The organism is Mycobacterium aquaticum, assembly GCF_002086485.1.
Taxonomy (GTDB): domain Bacteria; phylum Actinomycetota; class Actinomycetes; order Mycobacteriales; family Mycobacteriaceae; genus Mycobacterium; species Mycobacterium aquaticum.
Window position 1 is genome coordinate 202046 of sequence record NZ_MVHF01000001.1, and the last position, 24494, is coordinate 226539.

Here is a 24494-nt window from a genome sequence, read left to right on the forward strand (position 1 = left end):
TACTGGATCGCGCTGGATCACCGGTGGGGCTGTCCGGCGGCGCAGATCCGGCGGCCAGCTGAGTGTATTGGGCGGGCGGGGTCCGAAATCAACGCAGGATCAAGGCAGACAGCAACAGCTACATACGCGCTTGAAGTCGACATGCCGCCGTGCCACCAGCAGAACGCGGGTGGTGCTGTTACGGGCGGGGGTCACGCCCGCTATTGTGCCACGATTGTCGCCACCTGCCCTAACCGGGCCATATTTGCGCTCGCGGTGAGCAAAAGTCGTCGCTGCACAAGTCTGGGAAAATCATCGGCATGAATACGCGTACCACGCCTGCAGGTCGGCTGTTCGGCATCTACATCCACGTGCCGTTCTGCGCGACCCGGTGCGGATACTGCGACTTCAACACCTACACCCCGGGTGAGCTGGGGGGTGCCAACCCCGACGGCTGGCTCGCGGCGCTGCGCATCGAACTCGCGCTGGCGGCGGCCCGGGTGGGCGCCGTGCCGGTGCAGACGGTGTTCGTCGGTGGCGGCACGCCGTCGATGCTCGGTAGCGACGGGCTGGCCGCGGTGCTCGGCGCCGTGCGGGACAACTTCACGCTGGCGCCGGACGCCGAGGTGACCACCGAGGCCAATCCCGAATCGACGTCACCGGAGTTTTTCCGGGCGCTGCGCGACGCCGGCTACACGCGGGTTTCGCTCGGCATGCAGTCGGTGGTCCCGCACGTGCTCGCGGTTCTGGACCGCACGCATTCGCCCGGCCGGGCGCTGGCCGCTGCCGCCGAGGCTCGCGCGGCCGGATTCGAGCACGTCAACCTCGACCTGATCTACGGCACCCCGGGGGAGTCCGACGACGATCTGCGGCGCTCGGTCGACGCCGCCGTGCACGCCGGGGTCGACCACGTCTCGGCGTACGCGCTGGTGGTCGAGGACGGCACGGCGCTGGCCCGGCGCGTGCGCAAGGGCGAGGTCGCCGCACCCGACGACGACGTGCTTGCACAACGCTACGAATTGCTCGACGCACACCTCAGCGCCTCCGGGTTCCAGTGGTACGAGGTGTCCAACTGGAGCAGGCCCGGCGGCGAGTGCCGGCACAACCTCGGGTACTGGCAGGGCGGCGAGTGGTGGGGTGCAGGCCCGGGAGCGCACGGATTCCTGGGCACGACACGATGGTGGAATGTCAAGCATCCCAACGCCTATGCCGAGGCCCTCGGTCGCGGTGAGCTGCCGATCGCCGATTTCGAGGATCTCGACGCCGGTGCCCGCCATACCGAGGACGTGATGTTGCGGCTGCGGCTGCGCGACGGCCTGGCGCTCGGTCTGCTCGACGGCGACGAGCGATCGCGGGTGCCGGGATTGGTCGACGAGGGACTGGTCGTGCGTGCCGACGAGCGGCTGGTGCTGACCGACCGCGGCCGGTTGCTGGCCGACGGTGTGGTGCGCACGTTGCTGGCATAACGCGCATCACAGCGCCGACCGCTAGCGTAGCCCGCCCGCGTAAGCAAGGTTAGGCTACATTTACTTCTCGTGTCCCAGGTGAGCAGCGCGGCGTCAGAATCAGTCGAGTCCATCGCCCTTGAGCTACCGCCAGGCGTGAATCCCATCGACCTGGTGGCCGAGTTGGCCCGGGCGCTCCCCGAACACGACGGCGAGGACTACGTCGGATACGAACGCGACGGCGAGTGGACGCTGGCCGTCGGCGTGGATGCCGTCATCGAACTCGACTCCGACGAGTTACGGGTCATCCAGGACGGGGTCGTGCGCCGTCAGGCCTGGAGCGGCACGCCCGGCGCTGCACTGGGCGAGGCCGTCGACCGAATGCTGCTGGAGACCGACCGGCTGTTCGGCTGGGTGGCCTTCGAGTTCGGCACCTACCGGTTCGGGCTGCAGCAGAAGTTGGCCCCCGGCACGCCGCTGGCGCGGATCCTGCGCCCCCGAACCCAATTCGTCATCTCCACCGACCGGATCCGGCTGGTCGGAGCGGACGACCGGCAGATCGAGACGCTTCGCCGGCTGCTCGCCGAAGGTCTCGGGGAGGTTCCGACGGCCAGAGCCGTCGACGTCCGCCGCGACGCGGCCGGTTATCGCAGTCGTGTCGCCACTGCCATCGACGAGATCAACGGCGGGCGCTATCAGAAGGTCATCCTGTCGCGGCGGCTCGATGTGCCGTTCGCCGTGGACTTTCCGGCCACGTATCGGCTGGGCCGGCATCACAACACCCCCGCGCGGTCATTCCTGTTGCGCCTCGGCGGAATCCGGGCGTTGGGCTACAGTCCCGAACTGGTCGCGGCGGTGCGCGCCGATGGCACCGTACTGACCGAACCGCTGGCCGGAACACGGGCTTTCGGCCTCGGCCCGGACCACGACCGGGCTGCTCGCGAGGACCTCGAGTCGAATTCGAAAGAGATTGTCGAGCATGCCATTTCGGTGCGTACCTCGGTGCAGGAGATCACCGAGGTGGCCGAGCCCGGCACCGCGGTGGTGCTCGATTTCATGACGGTGCGTGAGCGGGGGAGCGTGCAGCACCTCGGCTCGACGGTCGGTGGACAGTTGCTCCGCTCGATGGACCGGATGGATGCGCTCGAAGCGTTGTTCCCGGCGGTCACCGCGTCGGGCATTCCCAAGGCCGAAAGTGTCGATGCCATCCTGCGTCTCGACGAGAGCCCACGCGGCCTGTATTCCGGTGCCGTGGTGACTTTTTCGGCCGACGGCGGCATGGACGCGGCGCTGACGCTGCGCTCGGCCTACGAATCGGACGGTCGCACATGGCTGCGTGCCGGCGCGGGCATAATCGCCGACTCCACGCCCGATCGTGAGTTCGAAGAGACCTGCGAGAAGCTCACGACGCTCGCGCCGCATCTGGTGCCGCGGGGCTGAGGTTCGCCGAAACGGACGCCACGGTTGCTCTCCCGCGCTGAGAACAACCCTGGCGTCCGTTTCGCGCTCACTGCGTCAACTGCGCGACGATCGCCTTCTTGTCGATCTTGCCGACCGCGGTGGTCGGCAGCGCCGTCAGCGGCACCAGCACATCGGGCCGGGCATGTGCCGCCACACCGCGCGCCTCGAGGTGGGTGTGCAGCTCGGCCAATGTCACCGGCGCTCCGGTGAAAACCACAGCAGCGCAGATCTTCTCACCCAGGTACTCGTCGGGTAGCGGCACCGCGGCGGCCGACCAGATCGCCGGATGGGTGAGCAGGTGCTCCTCGAGGTCGAGCGCCGAGACGTTCTCACCGCCGCGCAGGATGACGTCCTTGACCCGCCCGGTGACCTCCAGATACCCGGCCGGGCTGCGCCGTACCCGGTCACCGCTTCGGTAGAAACCGTCGGGGGTGAACGACCGCTCGTTGGCGGCCTCGGCGTTGAAGTACCCGTTGATCGTGTACGGCCCACGCACCAGCAGTTCGCCTTCTTCGCGGGGCGCCACCTCATGGCCGTCCTCGTCGACGACGCGCACCTCGTCGGCGGGGCACAGGGGTCGGCCCTGAGTGGTCTCCACGATCTCGGCGGGGTCGCCGACGCGCGTGTAGTTGAGCAGTCCCTCGGCCATCCCGAACACCTGCTGCAGTCCCGGTGTCAGGGCGGCCCGTACCAGCCGGGCATCCTCGGCGGCCAGCTTGGCGCCACCGACCTGCAACAGCCGCAACGACTTCGGCGCCAACGGTTCCCAATCGCAGGCCTGTGCCCAGAGTTTCGCCAGCGCCGGCACCAGCGCGGTGACGGTGACGCCGTGGGCGTCGATGGCCGCGAACGCGGATTCGGGGCTCGGGTCGGCAGTGAAGACCGTGGTGGCGCCAACGCTGAGCGCGCCGAGCAGGCCGGGGCAGGCCAACGGGAAGTTGTGCGCGGCCGGTAACGCCACCAGATACACGTCCTCGGCACTCAGCCCGCACAGACCGGCGCTGGCGGTGCAGTTGTAGACGTAGTCCTGGTGGGTGCGGGGGATGAGTTTGGGCGCCCCTGTGGTCCCTCCGGACACCAGCAGCAGTGCCGGGCCGGCAAGGTCGGGGTCGATCTGCGGGACGGGGCCGGTGGCCTTGCGCGACAACGTCGTCCACGACAGGAACCCCTCGCGGTTGTCCGGCAGGTCGCCGTGGACCAGCACGTGGCGCACCTGTGGACGTGCTGCCACCAGCCCGGCGGCCATGGTGCGGTAGTCGAAGCCGCCTGCGGTGTCGGCGATCACGAGCGCCACGGCGCCGCTGACTTCGGCGAAGTGCGTGAGCTCGGCGAGCCGGTGCCCCGGCAGGCACATCACCGGCACCGCGCCGGCCCGCAGCAGTCCGAACAGGGCGACGGCGAATTCGGCGGTATTGGGCAGTTGCAGCAGCACTCGATCGCCCGGCTGAATGCCCAGCTCGGCGATGCCCGCTGCGGCGCGGTCGGCAAGTGCGTCGAGCTCGGCGAAGGTGCGGGTTTCCGTCGGATCTGCGATCGCGGCCTTGTCCGGCCGCTGCTCGGCAGCGTCCCGTAGGAGCGAATCCAGGCGCCGATCGGCCCAATAACCTGCTGCGCGATATGCCTGGGCGCGGTCGGCGGGAAAAGCGGTGAAACCCTGTCGCAAAGCCGATTGAGCTGCAGATTCGGCGAACTGGGCAGTGTTCGGAGTCACGTCGCGGCACCTCGGGGTAGGCGTGTTCGGTCACCCGAATATAGGGTAGCCTCCACAAAGTTAGGGCAGCCTGCACTAAATCATCTGTCGTCAGTCGGAGGTCATGATGAGCAATCGCGCCGTCGCGGACTCGCAGAGCATCCGGGAGGCGGTGGCCGACCTCCTCGGTGTCGGCAGCGACGCCGTCGATCCGGACGCCGACCTGATCGGACAAGGTCTGGACTCCATCCGGATGATGTCGCTGGCCGGCCGCTGGCGCCGGGCGGGCATCGACGTCGACTTCGCCGCACTGGCCGCCGCGCCGACCGTATCGGCCTGGGCTGAACTTGTGGCCGCCCGCACATCCAATCATGCTGCTCCGCAGTCTGTTTCGTCGCCGGAGTCGCGTGACGCCGGGGAGCCGTTCCCGCTGGCGCCCATGCAGCACGCCATGTGGGTGGGTCGTGAAGGTGACCAGCAACTCGGCGGCGTGGCCGGGCACCTCTACGTCGAGTTCGACGGCGAGGGGGTTGACCCCGACCGGCTGCAACGCGCCGCCACCGCGCTGACCGAACGGCACCCGATGCTGCGCGTGCAATTCCTGCCCGACGGAACGCAGCGCATCGCTGAGCCCGCCGCGCGCTATCCGGTCACCGTCGAAGACCTGCGCGGGGCCACACCCGAGCGAGTTGCAGAGCGGCTGGCGACCATTCGCCGTGCCAAGTCTCATCAGCAGCTGCACGGCGAGGTGTTCGAACTGACGCTGACACAGCTGCCCGGCGGAGCTACGCGCTTGCACGTCGATCTCGACATGCAGGCCGCTGACGCCATGAGCTACCGCACGTTGATGTCCGACCTTGCCGCCCTCTACGGTGGCGAGCAGTTGCCTGCCCTGGAGTACACGTATCGCGAATACCGGCTGGCAGCACCGGAACTCGACAGCGATGCGGACCGGCAGTGGTGGGCCGAACGCATCGCCGACCTGCCCGATCCGCCGCGACTGCCGCTGGTGCCGCCGGCCGAACAGGCCGACCCCCACCACACCACCCGGCGCCACCACTGGCTGGACCCCGACACCCGCGACGCCCTGTACGCAGCTGCGCGCCGCCGGGGCGTCACCCCGGCGATGGCGCTGGCGGCCTCGTTCGCCGAAGTCCTGGCCGGCTGGTCGGCCGAGTCGCGCTTCCTGCTCAACGTGCCGCTCTTCGGTCGCGAACAGCTGCACCCCGACGTCGACAAGCTCGTCGGCGATTTCACCTCATCGCTTCTACTCGGCATCGATCTCGACGGCACCGTGACGGCCACGGACCGGGCCAGAGCGGTTCAGGACACCTTCCGCGCCGCGGCCGGGCACGCCGGCTACCCCGGGTTGTCGGTGCTGCGTGATCTCAGCCGCCACCGCGGCACCCAGGTGCTCGCGCCCGTCGTCTACACCAGTGCGCTGGGGCTGGGGGAGCTGTTCGGTCCTCGGGTCACCGCGACCTTCGGGACCCCGATCTGGATCAATTCCCAAGGGCCGCAGGTGCTGCTGGACGCGCAGGTCACCGAATTCAACGGCGGGGTTCTGGTCAACTGGGACGTCCGGGAAGACGCATTCCGGCCCGGCGTCATCGACGCCATGTTCGACCGCCACATCGCCGAACTACGGCGGCTGGCCACCGACGACACCGCATGGGAAGCTCCGGCCCGACCGCTGCTGACCGAACCACAGCGCGCGGTGCGCGATGCGGCCAACGCGAAAACCGCCGCGCCGAGCGGCCATGCGCTGCATCACGGATTCTTCGCACAGGCCGCCGTGCGCCCCGACGCGACTGCGGTGATCGGGTCGAGCGGCCGGCTCAGCTACGCGCAACTGCGCGAGCAGGTGCTCACCGTCGCCGCCGCTCTGAAGGTTGCCGGGATCCGCACCGGCGAAAGCGTTGCGGTCATGGGCCCCAAAGGTCCCGACCAGATCACCGCGCTGCTGGCGATCCTTGCGGTCGGCGCGGTCTACGTGCCGGTGGGGATCGATCAGCCCGCGCAGCGAGCCGAGCGGATGCTCAAAGGCGGCGACGTCCGTATGGCGCTGTTCTGTGGTGACGGCCCGCCGACCTGGCTGCCTGCCCTGACCATCTCAGAAGCGCTGCGCGTCGGTGCGCGGGCCGACGAGATCGAACCTGCCACAACTGATCCCAACGAGCTCGCGTACATACTGTTCACGTCGGGCTCGACTGGTGAACCCAAGGGTGTCGAGGTCACCCACGACGCCGCGATGAACACGATCGAGGTGCTCAACGGACACTTCGGTGTCGGGCCGGACGACAGTGTCCTGGCGTTGACCCACCTGGAGTCCGACCTCTCTGTGCTCGATGTGTTCGGCACGCTGGCTGCGGGCGCCACAGTCGTGGTGGTCGACGAGGCAGACCGGCGCAATCCGCACCACTGGGTCGAGCAGATCAACACCCACGGCATCACGGTCCTCAACTTCCTGCCCGGATCGCTGGAGATGCTGGTCGAGACGGCCGCTTCCACCGGCGCCGCGTTGCCGTCGGTGCGCGCGGTACCGACAGGCGGGGACTGGGTCCGCACCACCATGGTCCGTAAGCTGCAGGCCCTGGCGCCCGGCGTGCGGTTGGCGGGCCTGGGCGGAGCCACCGAAACCGCGATCCACGCAACCCTTTTCGAGGCCGGAGAACTGCCGGACAACTGGGCGGCTGTGCCCTACGGCAAGCCGTTCGCGAACAACGCCTGCCGCGTCGTCAACGCCGCTGGTGCCGACTGCCCCGACTGGGTGCCCGGCGAGCTGTGGTTCGCGGGCCGAGGGATCGCGCGCGGCTACCGCGGCAAGCCGGACCTGACCGCCGAGCGGTTCGTGACCTATTGCGGGCGCACCTGGTACCGCAGCGGCGACCTGGCCCGTTATTGGCCCGACGGCACACTGGAATTCGTCGGTCGCGCTGATCACCGCGTCAAGATCAGTGGCTACCGCATCGAACTCGGCGACATCGAAGCGGCGTTGCAGCGGTTGCCCGGTGTGCACGCCGCGGTGGCCGCCGTGGTGCCGGGCGCCGTCGGCGACGTGCTCGCCGCGGTCGTCGCCCGCGACGGCGCGGTGACCGGTGCCGAGCTACGCACCGGACTCGCGGAACTCGTTCCGCCGCATATGGTTCCGCGCCACTTCGAGCTGGTCGACCAGCTCCCGTTCACCACGGGTGGCAAGACCGACCGGCGCGCGGTGACCAAACTGCTCGACGACGCGATCGCCGGCGGGGCCCGCGAAGAGGTTCGGCCACCGTCGACTGTGGTCCAGAAGGCACTGGCCCGCATCCTGGCCGAACTGCTGGCGACCGACAAGGTCGGCGTTGACGAGGATTTCTTCGAACTGGGAGGTGATTCGGTGCTGGCCACCACGGCCGTCGCCCGTATCCGGGACTGGCTGGACACTCCGACGGTGATGGTGCCCGACATCTTCGCCACCAGAACCGTGGAGGCACTTGCGGATCGGCTGGCCACGCGTGAGGCCGAGCCCGGCCGCCTCGAACAGGTGGCCGAACTGTACCTGGAGGTTGCCGCGATGGACGACGCCGACGTGCTGTCCGCGCTCGACACCGCGTCCGCGTCGTGACGGGCAACGCGACGGGTGCGCAGCTGAGCATCAAACCGTGGATCAAGCGGTATCCCGGCACATCTGGGGCCACCTTGGTGTTCCCGCACGCGGGCGGTGCGGCATTGGCCTACCGGAGATTCGGCATGGCCTTGGCCGAGGCCGGGTCCGATACCTACGTCATGCAGTATCCACAACGAGGGGAGCGACTGACTCATCCCGCCCCGCAAACCGTCGCGGACCTCGCACGCGACCTGTTCGACGCGGGGGACTGGGCAGGCATGGGGCCGCTGCGCTTGTTCGGGCACTGCATGGGCGCCGTGGTGGCCTTCGAGTTCGCCCTGATCGCCGAGCGCGCGGGTGTCGAGGTCGCGGTGCTGTGGGCGTCGGCGAGCGAAGCGCCGTCTGCGGCGGCCACGTCACCGAAGCTGCCCACGGCCGAGTCCGAAATCCTGGCCGAGATGGTGGAACTCGGCGGCACCGACGCGCAGTTGCTGGCCGACGAAGACTTCGTCGAACTGCTGCTGATGGCCGTGCGCGCGGACTACCAGGCATACAACCGGTACCGCTGCGCGGCCGACGTGACCATCGCTGCCGACATCTACGCCCTTGGCGGCGACGCCGACCATCGCGTCAGCGAGAACATGTTGCGCTGCTGGGAAACCCACACCAGGGGAGCCTTCACGGTAACGATGTTCGACGGCGGCCACTTCTACCTCGACGACCACATCGACGACGTCGCGGAGCTGGTCCATGAACTCTGACGCGCATACGTGCACCGCCGACGCCGTCGTGATCGTGGGGATGGCGCTGGAGGCCCCCGGTGGTATCGACACCGCCGAGGACTACTGGACACTGCTCGCCGAACAACGCGAAACCCTGGGCCCATTCCCGACCGACCGCGGCTGGGCCATCCGCGACCTGCTCGACGGTTCGCGCCGCGACGGCTTCAAGCCCATCCCCAATCGCGGCGGATTCCTCACCAGCGCAGCCGCATTCGACCCTGAGTTCTTCGGCATCTCACCGCGCGAGGCCGTGGCCATGGATCCGCAGCAGCGCGTCGGTTTGCGCCTGGCCTGGCGGGCCCTGGAGAACAGCGGCATCAACCCCGACGACCTGGCCGGCCATGACGTGGGCTGCTACATCGGGGCCTCCGGCCTGGAATACGGGCCCGAACTCTCCGAATTCTCGTACCACAGCGGGCATCTCATCACCGGCACCTCGCTGGGAGTGATCTCCGGCCGTATCGCCTACACCCTGGACCTCGCCGGACCGGCCCTGACCATCGACACCTCGTGCTCGTCGGCGCTGACGGCACTGCATACCGCCGTCGGTGCGGTGCGGGCCGGTGACTGCGACATGGCCTTGGCCGGAGCCGTCTGCGTGATGGGCACTCCCGGGTACTTCGTCGAATTCTCGAAACAACACGCACTGTCCGACGACGGGCACTGCCGGCCATACAGCGCACACGCCAGCGGTACGGTGTGGGCAGAGGGCGCTGCGATGTTCGTGCTGCAACGCCGCGCGGACGCCCGCCGCGAGGGGCGGCGCATCCTCGCGGAGATCCGCGCCACCACGGTCAACCAGGACGGCCGCACCACCGGGCTCACTGCGCCCAGCGGCGCAGCGCAACAACGGTTGTTCGACAAGGCGATTCGGCAGGCGGGAATCCGGCCCGAGGATGTCGGCATGATCGAAGGGCACGGCACCGGGACCCGCCTGGGTGACCGCACCGAACTGCGTTCGCTCAGCCAGACCTATGGCGTCACCGCATCGCGTGCGGGTGCCGTGCTCGGATCGGTGAAATCCAACATCGGGCACGCACAGGCAGCCGCCGGTGGTCTCGGGCTGGCCAAGGTGCTGCTCGCCGCACACCGCGCCACCATCCCGGCCACCCTGCATGTCGACGAGGTGAGCCGCGAAATCGACTGGGAAGCACAAGGATTGCGGGTTGCCGCCAAACAGTCGCACTGGCCCGCAGTCAACGGGCAACGGATCGCCGCGGTGTCCGCCTTCGGTATGAGCGGCACCAATGCGCATGCCATCGTCGCAATCCCATCGGACGAGGCGGCCTGATGGGCGGGTTTCCCGACGGCCGCGTCCCCGTTCGGCTCACCGCACACGCGCCAGACCTCGTCGCGCAGGATGCTGCCGCTGTCCTGCGCTACCTGGACACCCGCCCCGCCGCGACACCATCCGACGTGGCGCAGACCTTGTTGAGCACCCGCCGGACGCGTCGGCACCGTGCCCTGGTGCGGGCTGCCGACCGCGCTGAACTGCTCGACGGGCTACGCGCTGTGGCTGCGGGCCAGGATCACGGGCTGGTCACCAGGTCGACGGGAAGTGCTTCACACCAAGGAAATTCGCAACCACGGGTGGCGTTCGTGTTCCCCGGCCAGGGCAGCCAGTGGCCGTCGATGGGAGTCGAGCCCTATGCCGGGCTGCCGGACTATCGGGCCGAGGCCGACACGTGCGCCGTGGCATTCCGCGCGGCCGGCGCGGCGTCACCCCTTGACTACCTGCTGGCTCCGGCGACGGCTGACACCAACGAGTTCTCGCAGGAGCAGATCCAGGGCGCCCAGTTCGTGCACGGTGTGGCGTTGGCCCGGGTCTGGCTGTCATGCGGTGTGCTGCCCGATATCACCGTCGGGCACTCGCTCGGCGAGATCGGTGCGGCCTACCTGGCAGGGGCCATCACGCTGTCCGAGGCGGTCGCAATCGTCGTCGCCCGGGCGACGGTGCTCGACCGGCTCACCGGACCGTACCGGGTGGCGGTGCTCGGCATCACTGCCGACGCGGCGCACGAGGTGATCGCCGAGACTCCAGGGTGGCTGGAACTGTCCGTGGTGAATTCCCGCTCGTCGGTGGCGGTATCGGGGGAAGCCGCCGCCGTTGCGGCGGCAGTGCGCACCGTCACCGGAAACGGATCGTTCGCCAAAGAAATCGAGATGCGGTTCCCGGCGCACACCACCGCGCTCGACGAGGTGCGTCCCGAACTCGAAACACTGCTGCCCGCTGGTGAATTCACCGACTCCGCGGTGCAGTTCATCGGCTCGGCCACTGCCGACGTGGTGGTGGCCGGTACGAATTTCGCAGACTACTGGTACACCAACCTGCGCAGCCCTGTGCATTTCGACCGCGCCATCGGAACCGCGATCCGCCGGGGCGCCCGCATCTTCGTCGAACTGTCCGCGCACCCCGCGCTGCTGTTCGCCATGGGAGACCTGCTCGACGACGCCGATCTGGCAGGCAGCCCCGCGGTGATGGTGGGGTCCGGGCGGCGCGGTGAACCACTCGCCGAGGAGCTCTCGGCCAACATCGCGACCGCGGCCCAGGCCGATCCGGGTTTTCGCTGGGCCGACCTGCTCGGCCCGGCGAAACCGTTGCGCGACTTTCCCTTCGCCCCTATGCGGGCCGAGCATTTGTGGGCGCGGCCGCAGCCGCTGCCCCCGCTGCCGGGCCTGACGGTGGCTACTGAGCAGTGGCAAGAACTGGGTGCGCTGCCGGCCGTGGAAGGTGTCCGCCGGGCAGCGGTGCTGGATCTGGGTGACGGCGGACAGGTGAGCACGCAACTGCGCGCGGCGATCGACGCCAGCGGCGCGGTCCGCGTGGTGGAGGTCGCCGACGCCGATCTGCTCATCGTGGTCGCGCCGGATCTTCCTACCGACGCCACCGGGGCCGCAACGGAACTGAGCCGTCGAGTCGAGGCCGGGCTGCTGGACTACCCTGACGCGGTCACCGCCGACACCCGCGACGTCTGGCTGGTCACGGTGGGCGGCGAACTGCCCGGGGCCGACGCGCTCGCTGCGATGCATCGCAGCGTCGGCTACGAGCATCCCGAGCAGAACTTCCACCGTATGGACCTACTCGCCGATCTCCCTCCAGAGGTGGCGGCATCGGCCGTCACGGCGATGCTGGGTGGCAGCGGCGATCTCGCGGTGCGCGATAACGGGCACGGCCCGGCGTTGTTGCGGCGCACCATGCGCGACGAATTCTCGCAGGCGCAGGCGTGGTCGGCCGAGTCGGGCGTGTTCGACCAGGTCGTGATCACCGGCACCGGCGCGGTCGGCCTGCACTATGCACGCTATCTCGCCGAACACGGCGCACAGCGCATCGTGCTGCTCAGCCGCCGAGGTATGGATACCGGCCGGCTCGCGGAGCTCGCCGCGCCGCACGACGTCGAGATCGTCGCGCCGGCTTGCGATATCACCGACCCGGCGCAAGTGTCGGCGGTGGCGGCCGAATTCGCGGGCGGTGGTGCCTCACTGATGATCCACACCGCGGCGAGCGCGACCATCGCGGCGCGGCGGGATATCACCGGCACGGCCGTGCGTGACACGTTCGCGGCCAAGGTCGGCGGCGCGAACAACCTCGTCGCGGCGTGGCCACTGCGTCCCGACGCACGAATTGTGTTGTGCTCCTCGGTGTCCGGGTTGTGGGGTGGGTACGGGCATGCGGCGTACGCGGCTGCCAACCGGCTGCTGGACGGGCTGGCTGCCGAGCTGCGAACGGCGGGCAGGCACTGCACGTCGGTGCGGTGGGGGCTGTGGCCCGGCAGCGGCATCATTTCCGCCGACGAGATCGAACGAGTGCAGCGGTCTGGGCTGCAACCCATGGACCCGGCCCGCGCGGTCGAGGCCAGTCTGCGTGATCATGCCGGGGACCCGCTGATTTTCGCGGCGGACGCCGACCGGTTGCGGGCATTTCTCGGCACCGAGAACCACGACGAGACAGAGATTCCCGAGCCGCCGACCCAGTCGGACACCACCGGAGTCGTCCGGGGCGCGCTGGGGTCGGTGCTCAAACTCAGTGACACCGCCCGGCTGGACCTCGACGCGTCGCTGCTCGACCTCGGAGTCGACTCGCTGCTGGCGCTCGACCTCCGCAAGAAACTCAAGAAGGCCACCGGACGCGCCGTGCCGCTGGCCACCATCCTCGGCGGTGCGAGCGCCTCCGAGCTGATCGAGCACCTCGACAGATCTGAAAAGGAAACCCTTTCGCGTGACTGACATCGCAGACGCACCTGGCACCACCGACGCACGGCTGGAGTTGATGCGGCGCAAGCTCGCCGAACGCGGCCTCGCCTCGGCGGTGGTGGATGCCGAACGCGCCGCGGTGGACCCCGGTGCCCTGACCGACGGGCAGCGCCGGATGTGGTTCGTGCAGGGCTTCGACCCGAGTGGTGTCCTGCTCAATGTCTGCCTGTCCTACCGGCTCACCGGTCAGATCGATGCCGGGGCGCTGCACGACGCGGTCAACGCCGTCGCACAGCGACATCCGATCTTGCGGACGACGTTCGCCGCCGACGAGAACGGTGAACCTCGTGCGACCGTGCACGACGACGTGTTCCCCGCGTGGACGACGCATGACCTATCCGACAAGTCCGAGCGCGCACGGCAATTGCGGCTCGAGGTGCTCGCGCAGCGGGAGTTCGGCACCCCGTTCGATCTGGGCGCCGAATCCGCGCTGCGGATCACGCTGATCAAGACCGGTCCCGCCGATCACGTCATGCTGCTCGTCGCACACCACATCGCCTGGGACGACGGGTCATGGCGGGTATTCTTCACCGATCTCACCCGCGCCTACGGTGGAGCGCGACTCCCGGAAACACCACGGGCATACGCGAACCCGGGCCACAGCGGCGCGGAGGCCGACGACGATCTCGCCTACTGGCGCGACGTCCTCGCCGACCCGCCGGAGCCGCTGGAACTGCCCGGCCCCACGGGTTCAGCAGTGCCGAGCAGCTTCCGCTCGCAGCGCACCACGCTGGTGCTGGCGCCCGACACGGTCGAGAAGGTGTCCGCGTTGGCCCGCGACACCGGTGCCACGCCGTACATGGTGCTGCTGGCCGCCTTCGGCGTCCTGGTCCATCGCTATACACACACCGACGATTTCCTGGTCGCCACACCGGTGCTCAACCGCGAGTCCGACGAGACCATCGGCTACTACGGCAACACCGTGGCCTTGCGCATGCGGATCGACCGGGCCACCGGCTTTCATGAACTGGTCACCGCGACCCGCGACGTCGCGCTGGGAGCGTTCGCCCATCAGCGGGTCAATCTCGACCGCGTGGTGCGCGAGCTGAACCCGGACCGCCGCCACGGCGCCGAACGGATGACCAGGCTGAGCTTCGGCTTCCGCGAACCCGACGGCGGCGGTTTCAGCCCCGATGGTGTCACGTGCCGGCGCGCTGAGCTACGCGGCCAGCACACCCAGCTGCCGCTGGGCTTCATGGTCGAATGGGACGCCACCGGTGGTGTTGTCGTCGAGGCCGAATACCTCACCGAAGTCATCGACGGCCCGCTGGCCGCCCAGATGCTGCGCCACTACGCCGTTCTGCTCGATGACGCGCTGACCGACCCGCACCGGCCGCTGTCGCGGTTGCAGCTGTTCAGCCCCGAAGACGCCGAGTGGATCAGCGCCGTCAGCACCGGTGAGCAGTTCCACACTCCGGCAACCACGTTGACCGACCTGGTGACCGAGCAGGCCGCGCGGACCCCCGACGCGACGGCCGTGGTGTACGAGGGCAGGCACTACAGCTACCGCGAGCTCAACGAGTCGGCGAACCGGTTGGCGCACTGGCTCATCGGGCAGGGCATCGGCACCGAGGATCGGGTGGCGGTCCTGTTGGACAAGTCACCGGAGCTCGTCATCACCGCACTGGCCATCGTCAAGGCCGGTGCGGTGTACCTCCCGGTCGATCCGACCTATCCGCAAGACCGGCTCGACTACATCCTCGCCGACTCGGACCCGAAATTCGTGCTGCGCGAACCGGTCACCGGCCTGGAGAACCAGCCGTGCACCGACCCGACCGACACCGAGCGGCTACGTCCGCTGCACCCGGACAACACCGCGTACCTGATCTACACCTCGGGTTCCACGGGCCTCCCCAAAGGTGTTCCGGTACAGCACCGCCCGATCGCCGAGTACTTCGTGTGGTTCGGTGGTGATTACGGGGTCTCGCAGGACGACCGCCTGCTGCAGGTGGCCTCGCAGAGCTTCGACGTATCGATCGGGGAGATCTTCGGCATGCTGGCCGCCGGTGCGCGGCTCGTCATCCCCAAACCGGGCGGCCTGACGGACATCGGGTATCTCACCGAGCTTCTGCGCGACGAGGGCATCACCTCGATGCACTTCGTGCCGTCGCTGCTGGGCCTGTTCCTGTCGCTGCCCGGGGTCAACGAATGGCGCACCCTGCAGCGTGTGCCGATCGGTGGGGAAGCCCTGCCCGGCGAGATCGCCGACAAGTTCCACGCCACGTTCGATGCGTTGCTGCACAACTTCTACGGCCCGACCGAGACCGTGCTCAACTGCACCCGCTACAAGGTGGAAGGCAAGCAGGGCGCCCGCATCGTCCCGATCGGGACGCCGAAGATCAACACCACCATCCACCTGCTCGACGACGCGCTGCAGCCCGTCCCGGCCGGGGTGATCGGTGAGATCTACATCGGCGGGACACATATCGCGCACGGCTACCACCACCGGCCGGGCCTGACCGCGGAACGCTTCGTCGCCGACCCGTTCAATCCGGGTGGCCGCATGTACCGCTCGGGCGATCTGGCCCGGCGCAACGCCGACGGTGACATCGAATTCGTCGGCCGCGCAGACGAACAGGTCAAGATCCGCGGGTTCCGCATCGAACTCGGCGAGGTGTCGGCGGCAATCTCCGTCGACCCGTCCGTCGGCCAGGCCGTCGTGGTGGTCAGCGACCTACCCACCCTGGGCAAGAGCCTGGTCGCCTACATCACCGCGGCCGCCGATGCCGACAGGGTCGAGATCGACCGCATCCGCGCCAGGGTCAGCGCGGCGCTGCCCGAATTCATGGTGCCCGCGGCATACGTCGAGCTGCCCGAGATCCCGATCACCGCACACGGCAAGATCGACCGCAGGGCGCTTCCCGAACCGGAGATCTCGTCCACCAAGGAATTCCGGGAACCGTCGACGGACACCGAACGCGATGTCGCGGCACTGTTCGCCGAGCTGCTCGACCGCGCCACGGTGGGGGCCGACGACTCGTTCTTCGACCTCGGTGGTCACTCGCTGCTGGCCACCAAGCTGGTCGCCGCGGTGCGGGCTCGCTGCGGCGTCGACGTCGGTGTGCAGGACGTGTTCGAGCACGCCACCGTCGCGGGATTGGCCACGCACATCGAGGCGCTGCGCGCCTCCGGTACCAGTACGGGCAGGCCGATCGTCGCGGTCTCGCACGACGGGCCGCTGCAGATGTCGGCCGCACAGCTTCGGCAGTGGTTCCAGTTCCGCATCGACGGCCCCAACCCCGTGAACAACGTGCCGTTTGCGGCGCGCCTGAGTGGTCCATGTGACGTCGACGCGTTGATCGCCGCCGTCAACGACGTCGTCGACCGACACGAGATCCTGCGGACGACCTATCGGGAAATCGACGGCGTGCCATACCAGACCGTGCATCCGCGAGCCCCGCTGACCGTGCGCCGGGCCCGCGGGGAGGGGGAGGACTGGCTGCAGCGTGAACTCGACGCCGAACGCAGGTACTGCTTCGACCTCGAGGCCGACCTGCCCGTGCGCGCCGCGGTGCTGTCCACCGGTGAGGAAATTGTGCTGTCGCTCGTCGTGCATCACATCGCCGCCGACCACTGGTCGGGCGCGGTGTTGTTCACCGACCTGCTCACGGCATACCACGCGCGCCGCGCGGGACAACCGGTGGAGTGGACGGCATTGCCGGTGCAGTATGCGGATTTTGCGGCCTGGCAAGGATCAGCAGACGATGCCACGGTCGATGTCCAGCGGGCTTACTGGACAACACAACTGGCCGGGCTGCCCGAGGAGAACGGCCTGCACCCGGACTTCCCGCGTCCTGCCGTGCCGAGCGGTGACGGGCGGGCGTTCGACTTCACCATCGACGCCGCGACCCGCACGAAGCTCGTCGAACTGACCCGCGAACTCGGCGTCACCGAATTCATGCTGCTGCAAGCCGTTGTCGCCATCGCCTTGCACAAGGCGGGGCAGGGCACCGACATACCGCTGGGCACTCCCGTCGCCGGGCGCACGGCCCCCGAGCTCGACGCGCTGATCGGATTCTTCATCAACATCGTCGTGCTCCGAAACGACCTGTCGGGCAACCCAACCCTGCGCGAGGTGCTCAGACGGTCGCGCGATATGGCTCTGGCCGCCTACCAGCACCAGGACCTGCCGTTCGATCGCGTCGTCGACGCCGTGAGCCCCGTACGGTCGCTGTCCCGCAACCCACTGTTCGGGGTCGTCGTCCACGTGCGCGAGGATCTGCCGGCCGAGCAGGTCATCGACTCCGGCCCCGACGGTGAAACGCGTTTCACCGCATTGGAACCCACGTTCGACGTGGCGCATGCCGATCTGTCGCTGAACTTCTTCGCTCGGCCCGACGCCGGATACAAGGGCACGGTCATCTACCGCACCGAGCTGTACGAACCCGCGACCGCGCAGCGGCTCGTGGGTTGGCTGCACCGCATCCTCGAAGCGTTCGCCACCGACGCCGACCAGACGCTGCGTGACATCGGCGTCATCGAACCGGCCGAGCGGACACGGCTGGTCGAGGACTGGAGCCGGCGGGCGGTGCCGCCGGCCGGGCTGCCGCAGACCGAGGGTGCGACGCACGTCTACGTCCTCGATGAATGGCTCGAGCCCGCGGCCGTGGGTGTGATCGGCGATGTCTACTTCGCCGGTGGTGCCGTCGACCAGGCGGCGCGGGGAGGGGCGGGGGCATCCGCGCAACGGTTCGTGCCCAACCCTTTCGGTGCAGGGCAGCTGTACCGCACGGGGGACCGGGCCCGGTGGACCACCGACGGCCGGCTGGAACCGGTCACCACAGGTGACCCGCGGCTACAGGCCGCGCTGGAGGCACTCGACGGCGTCGCGGCGGCCGCCACGAGGAACTGGGAAAGCCGTGGCGGCTCGCTGCTGGCCGGGTACATCGTTGTCGACGGTGGTGCCGACGAGGTGCTGGAGGAGGTACGTGCCGCGCTGCCAGAGGAATTCAGCGGGGTGCCCCTCATGGTCGTCGACGACCTCGGGGTGTTGACGCGACCGCGGGCGACGACGACGATGCGCAGCGAACCTCCGGCCACGGCGACCGAAATGGCCCTCGCCGCCCAGTTGGCCGAGCTGCTCGGCGTCGACGAGGTCGGGCGCCACGACGACTTCTTCGCCCTCGGCGGCGACAGCATCCTGGCCGTGCAGTTGGCGGCACGGGCGCGTGATGCCGGGGTGGCGATGACGGCGCGCATGGTGTTCGAACATCCGGAGCTGGCCGGCTTGGCCGCGGCGATCGACATCGGCACCAGCAGTGCGGCACCCGGCGACACCCACCACGCACCCATGGCCGCGTCCGGTCTATCGGCCGACGAGCTGGCGATGCTGACCGCGGGCTGGGGACACGACACGGACGGAACACCATGACCGCAACCGGAACACCGCGCGGCGTCGACGACGTCCTGGCACTGAGCCCGCTGCAACAGGGGCTGTACTCGCTGGCCGGGTTGACCGACGGTGACGAAGGCGTCGACCCGTATGTCATCGCGATGGCGGCCGACATCGACGGGCTCCTGGACGTCGAGTTGCTGCGGCGCTGTGCCGAGGCGATGCTGGTTCGCCATCCGAACCTGCGTGCCAGCTTCTTTCAAGGCAATCTGAGTCGTCCGGTGGCGGTTGTTCCGTCGGCAGTCGCGGTGCCATGGCGACATGTCAGCGCGACCGAGACAGAGGCCCTCACCATCGAGGCCGAAGAGCGGGCCAGGCCTTTCGATCTGGGCCGCGGTCCGTTGATCCGGTTCCTGCTCATCGAAAAGCCCGAGCTGCGTTGGCGATTGGTCATCGTCGCCCATCACATCACCATCGACGGGTGGTCGCTGCCGGTGTTCGTCGGCGAGTTCCTCACGCTGTACGCGGCCAAGGGGGATGACGCGGCATTGCCCGCATCACCCCGGCCGTACCGCGACTACATCGGCTGGCTGGCCGGCCTCGACCAGGACGCCAGCCGGGCCCGCTGGCGCGCCCACCTCGCGGGTCTGGATGCCCCGACGATGCTGTCCCCCGCACTGTCGGGCCGGGAGCCGCGGCCCGGGCTGCCCGAACGCACCGAGGTCACCCTCGACGAGCAGCAGACCACCGAGATCCTCAATGGTGCCCGCTCGCGCGGCGTCACCGTCAACACACTGTTCCAAATGGCCTGGGCCATCATCCTGTCCGCGTTCACCGATCGCACCGACGTGGTGTTCGGCGTGACCGTCTCGGGCCGTCCCGACGAGCTTGCCGGGGTGGAGGCGATGGTCGGACTGTTCATCAACACCGTGCCGCTGCGCGTTCGCCTCGACCCGTCGCAGCCGGTGAGCCGGCAATGCCAGGCGCTGCAACGCGAGGCCGCCGACTTGCGCGACCACAGCTATCTCAGCCACACCGAACTGCGGTCGCTCGGTGACATCGGCGAACTCTACGACACGCTGCTGGTGTACGAGAACTTCCCGCCCGGCGGCCTGGTCGGCAGCGGCGACTTTCCCCTCGCCGCAGCGGTACTGAAACCGGCTGCGCTGGAAAGCCTCTCGCATTTCCCGGTCACCATTGCCGCGCACCCCACCCACGGCAGGCTCACTGTCCTGGTCGAAACACTCGACGGTGCACTGGGATTGCTCGACCCGCGGGCCCTCGGACAGCGTGTTCTCGCCGTCGTGCAGCGTCTCCTTCAGCTGTGGGATCGCCCGTTGCGCGAGGTGACGGTCACCCAGGCCGGCGAGCAGCAACCCGCTGCCGCGGCGGACACCGCCGAACGACACGGCGGGTTCCATACCGCGTTCACGACGGTCGCGGCGCAGCGGCTCGGGTCGATCGCATTGAGCTGGGAGGGCGGCGAACTGAGCTACCGTCAGCTCGAGGAGGCCGCCGACACGTTGGCGGCCGGCTTGCACCGCCGCGGGGTGAGCACCGAGACCCCGGTCCCGATCCGGTTGCGCCGCGGTCCCGATTACGTCGTGGCCATGCTGGCGGTCCTCAAGGCGGGTGGACTCATCGTGCCGCTGGATCCCGCCATGCCCGACGAGCGCGTCGCCGAGATCCTCCGCCAGACCGGTGCGAGCCTCGTCGTCGACGAGGCCCTGCTCGCCGCTGTCGCCGGCGAGCCCGCCACCGAGCACCGTCCGGCGTCGGTGCACCCTGGGCAAGGCGCCTATATCGTGTTCACGTCGGGTACCACCGGTAAACCCAAGGGCGTCATCGGAACCCATCGGGCGCTGCTGGCCTACGGCGCTGATCATGCCCGCCGCATCCTGCGGCCTGCCGCCGACCGGCTGGGCCGACCGCTGCGCATCGCGCACGCCTGGTCGTTCACCTTCGATGCGGCCTGGCAACCGCTCGTGGCCTTGCTCGACGGGCACACCGTGCACATCGTCGGCGACGAGATCCAGCGGGACGCAGAGGCTCTCGTCGACACCATCGGCCGCTACGCGATCGACATGATCGACACCACACCATCGATGTTCAGCCAGCTGCGCGCAGCCGGGTTGCTGTCGCGGGTGCCGTTGGCCGTGCTGGCATTAGGTGGCGAAGCCATCGACCGCGCTGCGTGGCAAGGGATCCGAGACGAGTGCGAGCGCACCTGGATGTCGGCGTACAACTGTTACGGGCCGACCGAAACCACGGTCGAGGCGGTCGTCGCCGCGATCAGGGAGCACACCGCGCCGTGCATCGGCGTGCCCACCGATTCGACCACCGCATACGTGCTGGATCACTGGCTGCGGCCGGTTCCCGACGGCGTGGCCGGCGAGTTGTACCTGGCCGGTGGACAACTCACCCGCGGCTATGTCGGCAGGCCGGGGGAGACTGCGAGCCGGTTCGTCGCCGATCCGTTCAAACCCGGTGCGCGCATGTACCGGACGGGTGACGTGGTGCGGCGACGTCCCGGCCCGCATGCCATCGAATTTCTGGGCCGGGTCGACGATCAGGTCAAGATACGCGGGTTCCGGGTGGAGCCGAGTGAGGTCGCAGCTGTGCTGCGCAGACAACCCGGGGTGCGGCACGCCCACGTCGCGGTACGCCGGCACCGCAGCGGGCCGCGCCTGACGGCGTACGTGTGCGGCGACGTGCCCACCGCCGAGCTGCGTCACACGTTGTCGGCGATATTGCCGAGATACCTGGTGCCACACCACATCATCGCGGTGGACGAGATTCCGCTGACCACCAACGGCAAGGTCGACGACACCGCGCTGGCCGCGTTCGACGCGACGGGCCGCGTCGACGGGTCCGACGCCCCGGCGACAGACACCGAGAAGGTGCTCGCCGAGGTGCTCGCGGACATGCTCGACATAGGTGACGTCGATGTCACGGCAGACTTCCTCGAACTGGGGCTGGACAGCATCGTGGCGCTGTCGGTGGTGCAGGCCGTGCGCCGCCGTGGTATCGCGATGCGGGCCCGGCTGATGTTGGACTGCTCGTCGGTGCGGGAACTCGCGGCTGCCGTCGACAACGACGAGGTCCGGCTCGACGACGGTGACGAGGAATCAGGTCCGATCCCGTTGCTGCCCAACGGTCGCTGGCTCTACCAGTACGGTGATCCACGCCGGCTCGCGCAGACCGAGGCGTTCCGGCTGCCGGAGGGCACCACCCGCGAGCACCTCGACACCGTGCTGCGCACCGTGATCGACGGGCACGAGGTTCTGCGCACGCGGCTCGACCGCGCCACCATGACGCTCGTCGCCCACGATGCAGGCGCGGTGCTCTCCGAGGCGACCGCGTCCGGTGACCTGGCCGCCGCGGTGGCCGAGCAGGCCAAACTGTCGGTGGAACGGATTGACCCGCAACAGGGCTCGACGCTCGATGCGGTGTGGCTGCACCATCCCGACGCGGGCGCGGGCGTGCTGATCCTCACCGGCCATGTGCTGGCGCTGGATCCGGCGTCGTGGCGGATCGTGGTCGGCGAACTCGAAACCGCTTGGCATGCCTTGGCGGCCGGGCGCACGCCCACGCCGGTGCGCGAGCACACCTCGCTGCGGCAGTGGTCGCGCCTGTTGTCCGACCGTGCGCTCAAGCTCGACACGTGCGATTTCTGGGAACGTCAATTCGACGGTGGCGATCCCGATCTCGGCATGAGACGCATCGATCCGGCCCACGACCGGATGGGCGACGTGGTGGTCGAGATGGCGTACGCCGAACCCGATGTCACCGCACGGCTGCTGGCCGGACCGGTGCCGGTGACCGAAGTGCTCGCGGCGACGACGGCCCGCGCGCTGACCACCTGGCGCAGGCTTCGTGGACAGCCCACGCCCGCGCCGTTGCTCGCGCTCGAAACCTACGGGCGCTCCGACGGCGTGCTCTCGACGGGCCTCGATGATGACGACGGCGACGTCGACACCGGGGACACCGCGGGGTTGCTCAGCATGATCTATCCGCTGCGGCTCACCGCCGACGATGCGCGCGGGGTGGCAGCGGAGGTCGCTGCCATCCCGGGTGACCCGATCGACTACGGCCTGCTGCGTCACCTTCGGCCTGACACCGCCGAAAGACTTGGCGCCCACCGGGATCCGCAGATCCTGCTGAACTACCTCGGCCGCATCGAACTCAACTCTGCGGACAACGCCCTGCAACAGGACCGGTCCCTGACAGCTGCGGTGTCGCCCGTGCCAGAACCGCAGGTGGCGGTGCGCCACGAGTTGACCATCATGGCCGCGGTGATCGACGGCGACGGCGCCGCGATCCTCGGCACCCAGTGGCGCACCCTGCCCGACATTCTCTCCGACGCCGACATCGCTGCCCTGCAAGCGATCTGGCTCGACTCCCTGCGAGAGGTGACCGCGTGAGCACACCCACCCTGGCCGTGATCGGTGCCGGCCCCAAAGCGATCGCGGTGGCAGCCAAGGCCGCCGAATTGCGGACCATGGGTGTGCCCGCACCCGAGGTCGTCGTCGTGGAACGTGCCGGCGTCGCGGCCAACTGGCAGGCCGTCGGCGGTTGGACCGACGGCCAGCACCGGCTGGGCACCAGTCCCGAAAAGGACGTCGGCTTCCCGTACCGGTCGTCGTTGGTGCCGCGCCGCAACGCCGAGCTCGACGAACGGATGATGCGGCACAGCTGGCAGTCGTTCCTGATCGACATCGGCCACTTCGCCGAGTGGGTCGACAGGGGCAGGCCTGCCCCGACCCATCGCCGGTGGAGCCAGTACCTGAACTGGGTGGCCGACAACGTCGGGATGACCGTGGTGTCCGGTGAGGTGACCGAGATCGGCGTCGACGACGGCCAGAGCGCCTGGGTGTTGAAGACCCACCACGACACCGTGCGCGCCGACGCGGTCATGGTGACCGGACCCGGGCAGGCCGAAAAGTCCATCCTGCCCGGCAATCCGAGGGTGCTGTCCATCGCGCAGTTCTGGCATCGCGCCGCTGCGCAAGAGCTGATCGCCGCGGAGCGGGTGGCGGTGATCGGTGGCGGGGAAACCGCGGCGACCATGCTCAATGAGCTTTTCCGCCACCGGGTTTCGACCATCACGGTGATCTCGCCGCAGGTCACTCTCTTCACGCGGGGGGAAGGCTTCTTCGAGAACACCCTGTACTCGGATCCCACCCACTGGTCGGGCCTGACCCTGTCCGAACGCCGCGATGCCATGAACCGCACCGACCGTGGGGTGTTCTCGGCGCGGGTTCAGGAAGCGCTGCTGGCCGACGACCGCATCCGGCATCTCCGCGGCCGGGTCGCCCATGCCGTCGCCCGCGACGAACGCATCCGGTTGACGCTGCTCAGCGACACGGGCGCCGAGCGTTCGGAGACCGTGCACGGTTTCGACCTGGTGATCGACGGATCCGGCGCGGACGCATTGTGGTTCGTTCCGCTGCTGGCCCAGGATGCCCTCGACATGCTCGAACTGGGTCTGGGACGTCCGCTGACGGGGGAGAACCTGCAGGAGTCCATCGGCGACGATCTCGCGGTCGCAGGCGTGACCCCGAAGCTGTTCCTACCAGGCCTGGCGGGTTTGAACCAGGGCCCCGGCTTCCCCAACCTCAGCTGCCTCGGATTGCTGTCCGACCGCGTGCTGGCCGCCGACCTGGGAGCCGGCTCCGCCATCAGAGACCGATCGATCAGGAGTACCGATGAGCGCTTGCGCGAAGAGGAGACCAGTACCGATGAGCACCAATCCGTTCGATGACGAGCGCGGCACCTTCGTCGTTCTGGTGAACGACGAGGACCAATTCAGCCTGTGGCCGGCGTTCGCCGACGTGCCCGTCGGCTGGCGGGTGGTCTTCGGTGAGGGCAGCCGGTCGGATTGCCTGGACTATGTCGAGCAGACCTGGACCGATTTGCGGCCCCGGAGCCTGCGTGAGGTCATGGCCCGGTAGCTGGGCCGTCGCTG

The 24494-nt window shown here is 68.8% G+C and carries 12 protein-coding genes; 10 read left to right on the forward strand and 2 right to left on the reverse strand.

Going from position 1 to position 24494, the window contains the following annotated elements; genetic code table 11:
- Positions 1–99 precede the first annotated feature (99 nt).
- Entirely contained in the window at positions 100–195 is a 96-nt protein-coding gene (locus tag BST13_RS40360) for an Ms4527A family Cys-rich leader peptide (protein ID WP_407662091.1), read from the reverse strand.
- 104 nt (positions 196–299) lie between these two features.
- On the opposite strand from BST13_RS40360, the gene hemW reads away from it, so the two are divergent.
- Positions 300–1445 (forward strand): radical SAM family heme chaperone HemW, encoded by a 1146-nt coding sequence (hemW, locus tag BST13_RS00885; protein WP_083159675.1) that lies wholly within the window; start codon positions 300–302, stop codon positions 1443–1445.
- Positions 1446–1514: 69 nt separating this feature from the next.
- Positions 1515–2864 (forward strand): salicylate synthase, encoded by a 1350-nt coding sequence (locus BST13_RS00890; protein ID WP_083159677.1) that lies wholly within the window; start codon positions 1515–1517, stop codon positions 2862–2864.
- A gap of 67 nt (positions 2865–2931) precedes the next feature.
- Here BST13_RS00890 and BST13_RS00895 read toward each other — a convergent pair whose 3' ends face one another.
- The gene (locus tag BST13_RS00895; protein ID WP_083159679.1) at positions 2932–4596 is read right to left on the reverse strand and encodes a (2,3-dihydroxybenzoyl)adenylate synthase; all 1665 of its coding nucleotides are present in this window, start codon (positions 4594–4596) and stop codon (positions 2932–2934) included.
- A gap of 103 nt (positions 4597–4699) precedes the next feature.
- Between BST13_RS00895 and BST13_RS00900 the strand changes: the two genes are divergently transcribed.
- From BST13_RS00900 to BST13_RS00935, 8 genes are read left to right on the forward strand one after another with little or no spacing between them, the layout of a single operon-like run.
- Positions 4700–8179 carry a non-ribosomal peptide synthetase gene (locus BST13_RS00900; protein WP_281254705.1) on the forward strand — a complete coding sequence of 1160 codons (3480 nt, stop codon included), beginning with the start codon at positions 4700–4702 and terminating at the stop codon, positions 8177–8179.
- The gene (locus tag BST13_RS00905; protein ID WP_095533359.1) at positions 8176–8922 is read left to right on the forward strand and encodes a thioesterase II family protein; all 747 of its coding nucleotides are present in this window, start codon (positions 8176–8178) and stop codon (positions 8920–8922) included. Before BST13_RS00900 ends, BST13_RS00905 begins: the two co-directional genes overlap by 4 nt.
- Complete coding sequence (locus BST13_RS00910; protein WP_083159681.1) at positions 8912–10234, forward strand: beta-ketoacyl [acyl carrier protein] synthase domain-containing protein; 1323 nt, start codon at positions 8912–8914, stop codon at positions 10232–10234. The genes BST13_RS00905 and BST13_RS00910 overlap by 11 nt, the downstream gene beginning before the upstream one ends.
- A complete protein-coding gene (gene mbtD, locus BST13_RS00915; RefSeq protein WP_083159683.1) occupies positions 10234–13167 on the forward strand; it encodes a mycobactin polyketide synthase MbtD in 2934 nt (977 codons plus the stop codon). Before BST13_RS00910 ends, mbtD begins: the two co-directional genes overlap by 1 nt.
- Positions 13160–18565, forward strand: a complete 5406-nt coding sequence (locus BST13_RS00920) for a non-ribosomal peptide synthetase (RefSeq protein WP_083159685.1) — start codon at positions 13160–13162, stop codon at positions 18563–18565. The genes mbtD and BST13_RS00920 overlap by 8 nt, the downstream gene beginning before the upstream one ends.
- Positions 18562–22950, forward strand: coding sequence for a non-ribosomal peptide synthetase (locus BST13_RS00925; RefSeq protein ID WP_083159687.1), 4389 nt, complete (start codon positions 18562–18564; stop codon positions 22948–22950). Before BST13_RS00920 ends, BST13_RS00925 begins: the two co-directional genes overlap by 4 nt.
- Complete coding sequence (gene mbtG / locus BST13_RS00930) at positions 22947–24290, forward strand: NADPH-dependent L-lysine N(6)-monooxygenase MbtG (RefSeq protein WP_083159689.1); 1344 nt, start codon at positions 22947–22949, stop codon at positions 24288–24290. The genes BST13_RS00925 and mbtG overlap by 4 nt, the downstream gene beginning before the upstream one ends.
- Positions 24268–24480 (forward strand): MbtH family protein, encoded by a 213-nt coding sequence (locus tag BST13_RS00935; RefSeq protein ID WP_083159691.1) that lies wholly within the window; start codon positions 24268–24270, stop codon positions 24478–24480. The genes mbtG and BST13_RS00935 overlap by 23 nt, the downstream gene beginning before the upstream one ends.
- Positions 24481–24494 lie beyond the last annotated feature (14 nt).